4 protein-coding genes are annotated in these 6,200 nt (G+C 45.6%); 1 reads left to right on the top strand and 3 read right to left on the bottom strand.

The genetic code is table 11. The annotated features are described in order from the left end of the window. Positions 1–78: 78 nt before the first annotated feature. The 3 genes from B3143_RS09445 to B3143_RS09435 form a co-directional block, all read right to left on the bottom strand. A complete protein-coding gene (locus B3143_RS09445) occupies positions 79–2,211 on the bottom strand; it encodes a 3-hydroxyacyl-CoA dehydrogenase NAD-binding domain-containing protein (RefSeq protein ID WP_004785203.1) in 2,133 nt (710 codons plus the stop codon). Between the two features lie 10 nt (positions 2,212–2,221). Beyond that, entirely contained in the window at positions 2,222–3,427 is a 1,206-nt protein-coding gene (locus B3143_RS09440) for an acetyl-CoA C-acetyltransferase (protein ID WP_004785200.1), read from the bottom strand. A gap of 224 nt (positions 3,428–3,651) precedes the next feature. Continuing rightward, the gene (locus tag B3143_RS09435; protein ID WP_004785199.1) at positions 3,652–4,662 is read right to left on the bottom strand and encodes an AraC family transcriptional regulator; all 1,011 of its coding nucleotides are present in this window, start codon (positions 4,660–4,662) and stop codon (positions 3,652–3,654) included. 213 nt (positions 4,663–4,875) lie between these two features. Between B3143_RS09435 and B3143_RS09430 the strand changes: the two genes are divergently transcribed. Beyond that, positions 4,876–6,000 (top strand): CaiB/BaiF CoA transferase family protein, encoded by a 1,125-nt coding sequence (locus B3143_RS09430; protein ID WP_004785197.1) that lies wholly within the window; start codon positions 4,876–4,878, stop codon positions 5,998–6,000. Positions 6,001–6,200: the final 200 nt, after the last annotated feature.

The following is a 6,200-nucleotide window of genomic DNA, read 5'->3' as shown; positions in this document are numbered from 1 at the left end:
GAAGCTCAAATGAGCTTCCTTTTGTGAAAAATTATGGGACAGCAATGGAGTCAAGCTCCTCTTTTTTAGACCCAGTTTTTAAAAGCGCTGACCTTCAGCAACTTTCTGTTTGAGTAACTGTGGTGCTTTGAAACGTTCGCCATATTTACTTTCTAGGATTTCAGCACGATTCAAGGCCTTGGTTAAACCATACTGGTTCAAGAACTGCACTGCACCTCCCGTCCAAGCGGCAAAACCAATTCCAAAGATTGAACCAATATTGGCATCGACCACTGACTCCAGCACACCTTCTTCCAGACAGCGTACGGTATCCAGCGCTTGAACAAACAGGAAGCGGTCTATCATTTCCTGTTCAGAAATATCCACTTCTTTATACCAATGCTCCAAGCCAGACCACAGCTGCTTTTTGCCACCTTCAGGATAATCATAAAAACCTGCACCAGCAGCTTTGCCTTTACGGTTAAACTCATGAATCATGGTTTGAATCACGGCATCTGCATCGGTGCTTGGGCGTTCTTTGCCTTGTGCTGCCAGAGCCTTACGGGTTTCTGCAGCTACATGCTCAGAAAGTGTCAGAGAGACTTCATCTTGAATAGCAAGTGGTCCGACCGGCATACCTGCTTTCAGCGCAGCCATTTCAATACGGGCTGGATGCACCCCTTCGGCGAGCAAACGTAAACCTTCCTGTACAAAGGTTCCAAAGACACGACTGGTAAAGAAGCCACGGCTGTCATTCACTACAATCGGTAGCTTGCCAATCTGCTGCACAAAGTCAAATGCCTTGGCCAGTGTTTCTGCTGAAGTATTTTTCCCCTTAATGATCTCGACCAGTTGCATCTTGTCGACTGGGCTAAAGAAATGCAGACCGATAAAATTCACCTGATTTTGAGAAGCTTGAGCCAAGTCACTGATGGGTAGAGTCGAGGTATTGGATGCCATTACACCGTTGGATGCTAAATATTGCTCTGCTTCCTGAGTAACTTTGGCTTTGAGTTCCTGATTTTCAAATACTGCTTCAATGATCAGGTCACAGCCTTGAAAATCTGCTGCTTCTGTCGTGGTGTGAATCAGACTTAAAATCTGGTCACATTTTTCAGCTGTTAAGCGGCCTTGGGCTACTTTTTTATCAAGTAATTTCTGGCTATAGGCTTTGCCTTTTTCAGCAGCTTCGACCGAAATATCTTTTAGTACCACCTGAATGCCTTTGCTGGCAGTGACATAGGCAATACCTGCACCCATCATACCTGCACCCAAAATACCTACTTTAGTGGCTTTCCATGGCGCAAAGTCTTTAGGACGACTGGCACCTGATTTAATGGCATTCATGCCATGCCAGAATGTACCGATCATGTTCTTGGAAATCTGGCCGGTAGCGAGATAGGTGAAATAACGCGACTCAATTCTCAGTGCGGTATCAACATCAACCTGAGCGCCTTCAACCGCAGTGGATAAAATGGCTTCAGGAGCTGGATAGCAGCCCTTGGTTTTATCACGCAGCATCGCAGGAGCAATGGCCAGCATCTGTGCAACGGCAGGCGAAGAAGGAGAGCCTCCCGGAATTTTGTAACCTTTTACATCGAAAGGCTGTTGGGATTGCGGATGTTGTTTAATCCAAGCTATAGATTTATCTAGTAACTCATCCAGTGAGTCGGCTGTGTCATGTACCAGTCCCAAAGACTTGGCTTTTTCTACACCGAACTGTTTGCCTTCCATCAGCAAAGCTAAGGCATTTTGCAGGCCTAGCAGACGAACCATACGGACAATACCACCACCGCCTGGTAGCAAGCCTAAAGTGACTTCAGGTAAACCAAACTTGGTTTTGGCATCATTGAGGGCAATACGATGATGGGCACATAAAGCGATTTCCCAACCACCACCGAGTGCGGTGCCATTTAAAGCTGCCACCACAGGAATGCCACGCGTTTCGATATAGCGTAATTTGGCTTTCATGTCTTCAATCATATTGAAGAATTCAGTGGCATGTTCAGGCGTCGCCTGAATCAGCTCATCCAGATCACCGCCAGCAAAGAATGTCTTTTTAGCTGATCGGAAAATAATTCCGGCGATCTGTTCATCTGCCTGTAACTGGGCAGCGACTTCTTCCAGAGCCGTGCGAAAGTCGGCATTCATGGTATTGGCGGACTGGTTTGGAGAATCAAAGGTCAGAATGACAATATAATCTTCAGTTTTTTGATATTGAATTGCGCTCATGCTGATCTCCTTATACCAACTCAATAATGGTTGCGATGCCCATACCACCACCCACACACAGGGTGGCCAGTCCACGTTTCTTACCTTGACGTTCCAGTTCATCCAGTAAAGTGCCTAGAATCATGGCACCGGTCGCACCGAGTGGATGTCCCATGGCAATGGCACCACCATTGACATTGACTTTGGCAGGATCAACCTTCATTTCATTGATAAAGCGCATCACCACAGCAGCGAAAGCTTCATTGACTTCAAACAGATCAATATCATCAATGGTGAGTCCGGCTTTGGCTAAAGCCTTACGTGCAGCCGGGGCGGGGCCAGTCAGCATAATGGTTGGATCGGCACCAACCAGCGCCGTTGCCAGTACTTTGGCGCGTGGCTTGAGATTTTGCTGTTGTACTGCCTGTTCGGAGGCAAGTAATACGATTGCTGCACCATCCACAATGCCTGAAGAATTACCCGCATGGTGTACATGGTTTACAGAGCCTACTTCCGGATATTTCTGTAGAGCGATGGCATCAAAGCCTATCTGGCCCATCGTTGCAAAACTTGGCTTTAATGCACTTAAGCCTTCTGCAGTTGTTGTCGGTTTAATGAATTCATCTTTGTCTAGAATCACGACGCCAGCTTTATCTTTCACTGGAATAATGGATTTATCAAAATAACCATTCGCTTGGGCTGCTGCCGCTTTCTTTTGTGATTGCTCGGCGAATTGATCTACATCTGCACGACTATAACCATCAATGGTCGCGATCAGGTCAGCCCCGATGCCTTGTGGAATAAAATCGCAAGCCATATTGGTTTCAGGATCTAAAGCCCACGGGCCGCCATCAGAACCCATCGGAACACGAGACATGGATTCAACGCCACCCGCAACGACCAGATCTTCCCAGCCTGAACGAACTTTTTGTGCTGCCAGATTTACAGCTTCCAGGCCCGAAGCACAGAAACGGTTGATCTGAACGCCAGCCACATCATTGTCCCAGCCTGCGGCAATTGCAGCAGTTTTGGCAATGTCTGCACCCTGATCACCGATTGGAGTCACACAGCCCAGCACAATATCATCCACCTGAGATGTATCCAGGTTATGGCGTTCTTTCAGTTCATTTAAGAGCGTAGTCAGTAAACTAATTGGTTTAACTTCATGTAATGATCCGTCTTTTTTTCCCTTTCCGCGTGGCGTGCGAATGGCATCAATAATATAGGCCTCGCTCATACAATATCCTTTTCTTGCTTTACTGAAATTGTTCTAATGCTTCGAGTGTAATGATTAAATCTTGAAGTGCAATGACGAGAACGGACCAGATCATTTGAGCAATTTGGTCAGTCTTGATGGATTAAAAAGCGGGCATAAAAAAGCCCAAGTCTGGAGCTTGGGCTAGGGGCTTGCAGCGCTTAATAAACGATACTTTTCAAGTATACAATTTTATAGCAAGGTTTTTAATGGTAACCGTGTAACTGACGGTATAGGCCTGGTGTTACCCCTGTCCATTTTTTGAAAGCACGGTGGAAAGTACTGGTTTCACTAAAGCCAACCTGTTGTGCGACATCTTCCAGAGTCAGATCTGGGTTAAGTAATAAGTGAATTGCAGCATCACGGCGCAGTGCATCTTTCACGCCCTGATAGCTCTTGCCTTCAGCAGCCAGACGGCGACGCAGGGTTTGCGGAGACAGGTAGAGCATCGATGCGACATCGTTCAAGGTCGGCATTTCTTCACCAATCTGGCTCTTTAATACATCACGGATCCGAGAAGTCAGCGAGTTGGTATTTTTAAATTTGACTAGAAGTTGAGCCGGAGCTGCTTTGAGGAATTCTTCCAGCGTTTCTTCATTCTGGCGAATTGGCAAATCCAGATAATCCGCTGCAAAGGTAATTTCAGTACGCGGCATATCGAACTGCATCACAGGTGCAAAGAACAGCGCATCGTATTCATCTGCATGCGCAGGGCGCGGGTAGCTGAAATGTACACGTTCCAGCGGCAGACGACGTTCAATTAACCACGATGCCAGACCATGCCAGATCATCAGCATACTTTCGGTAATAAAGTGTTCCGGATCCATCGAATTTGGAATCAGGGGAACCAGACGCGCTTCGTGCTTGTCACGTTCCAGGGTTACAGACCAGTCATCACCAAAGAGTTTGTAAAATTGTGAAGAAAGCTCGAGTGCATCGCCCAGCGTTTTGGCATGGATGATCAACTGGCACATAATCGCGAAAGTGCCCAGACGACGCGGCTGTTTGTCAAAACCGACATGTTCGTCCTGTGTCACCATCCAGAGCATCTTGATAAAACGGGTATATTGTTCAGGCGAAATACGGGCCTTCGGCTGATGCAGAAGCTCGGCTTCAATCCCAACGTGAGACAATAAAGTATCGACATCCATGCCCAGGCGCTTAACGCCGTATAAGGCTGCATTGACGAAATGGATACTGATCGTATCACGACTCATGTTTAATCCTTCAGTCTCTTTAATGTTCACTAATATTTGACCTAAATGACAAAAAATAAAAAATCAATGGCAATTTACAAGAATGCAATTACCATTTTCTTACATGTTAAATTGCCGAAACTATCAAGGTAAATGGCTGAACATGACATTGTTTTTGGGCATTTATGTTCTTATGATGAGACAAAAAGCGATATAAATAGAGTAATAACTCCAATGTCATATGCATTAAAAGGTTTGAAAATATTAGATTTTTCTACATTATTACCCGGTCCATTTGCCACATTATATCTTGCAGACATGGGTGCAGAAGTTGTGCATATTGAATCACCCACACGTCCTGATCTGGTGCGTTTAATGCCACCTTTTGCACATGGACAGGCCACAACGCATAATTATCTGAATCGAAACAAACATTCTGTCGCACTGGATTTAAAGAATCCCGAACATATTGAACAGATCAAATCCCGAATTGCAGATTATGACATTGTGGTCGAACAATTTCGTCCAGGTGTGATGCAACGGCTTGGCCTGGATTATCCAACACTCAGTGCGCTCAATCCACGCTTAATCTATTGCTCGATTACTGGTTATGGTCAGACCGGCCCTTATATAGATCGGGCTGGGCATGACATTAACTATTTGGCTTTATCTGGGATTGCCGGGCATAGTGGCCGGCTTGAAAGCGGACCACCGGCAATGGGAATCCAGATTGCTGATGTCGCGGGCGGCTCTATGCATGCGCTGGTTGCCATTCTGGCAGCGGTGATTGAGCGGCAGAGCAGTGGTCAGGGACAATATATTGATATTTCCATGACCGATTGCGCGGCGACATTAAATAATATGGCAGCTTCTGCCAGTCTGGCGGGTAATCAGCATCAGCAGATAGAATCAGGTTACTTAAATGGCGGTACCTTTTATGACTATTATCAGACTCAGGATGATCGCTATCTATCAATAGGCAGTCTGGAGCCTCAATTCATGCAAGGTCTGGCACAATTGCTGGATTTGCCGATTATTCTGGAAAAAGGTGCTTCTTTCGCACCTGAAGATCATGCTTTAGTGAAACAGGCGATTCGCGATAAAATCAGTTCCCAACCTCTATCTCACTGGCAGGCCTTATTTTCTCAGGCAGATTTCTGTGTCGAACCTGTACTAAAGCTTGATGAAGCCCTGCATTCTGAGCTGGCGCAGCAACGTGAATGGGTGGTGCAGGTGCCAGTTAAAGCGGATCAGCGGGAGCAAACCGAAGCTCAACTGGCTTGCCCGATCAAGTTTTCAAGATCAACTATGCGATATCAATTTATTGGTCAGGCTTTAGGCGAAACCGAAGAGTGGTAATTGAGCGACCTTCTCATTTTAGTTTATGAAAAAAACTGCTAAAGATTTAAAAAATAAATCATTCACATTAAAAATCAGAGGAAGCTGATCTAAAGCTTTATATCATTGAAAGTTTGCTAGGCTTATCAATAAAATCGCTATGAAATATGTATAAAAAGCATTTTATTGATAGATTCAATGTCGTTATCCTTGCCGACGAT

Source organism: Acinetobacter sp. UBA1496 (genome assembly GCF_002324975.1).
Lineage (GTDB): Bacteria > Pseudomonadota > Gammaproteobacteria > Pseudomonadales > Moraxellaceae > Acinetobacter > Acinetobacter variabilis.
The sequence above is the reverse complement of the archived record's forward strand: the minus strand, read 5'-3'. Positions and strand labels throughout refer to the sequence as shown.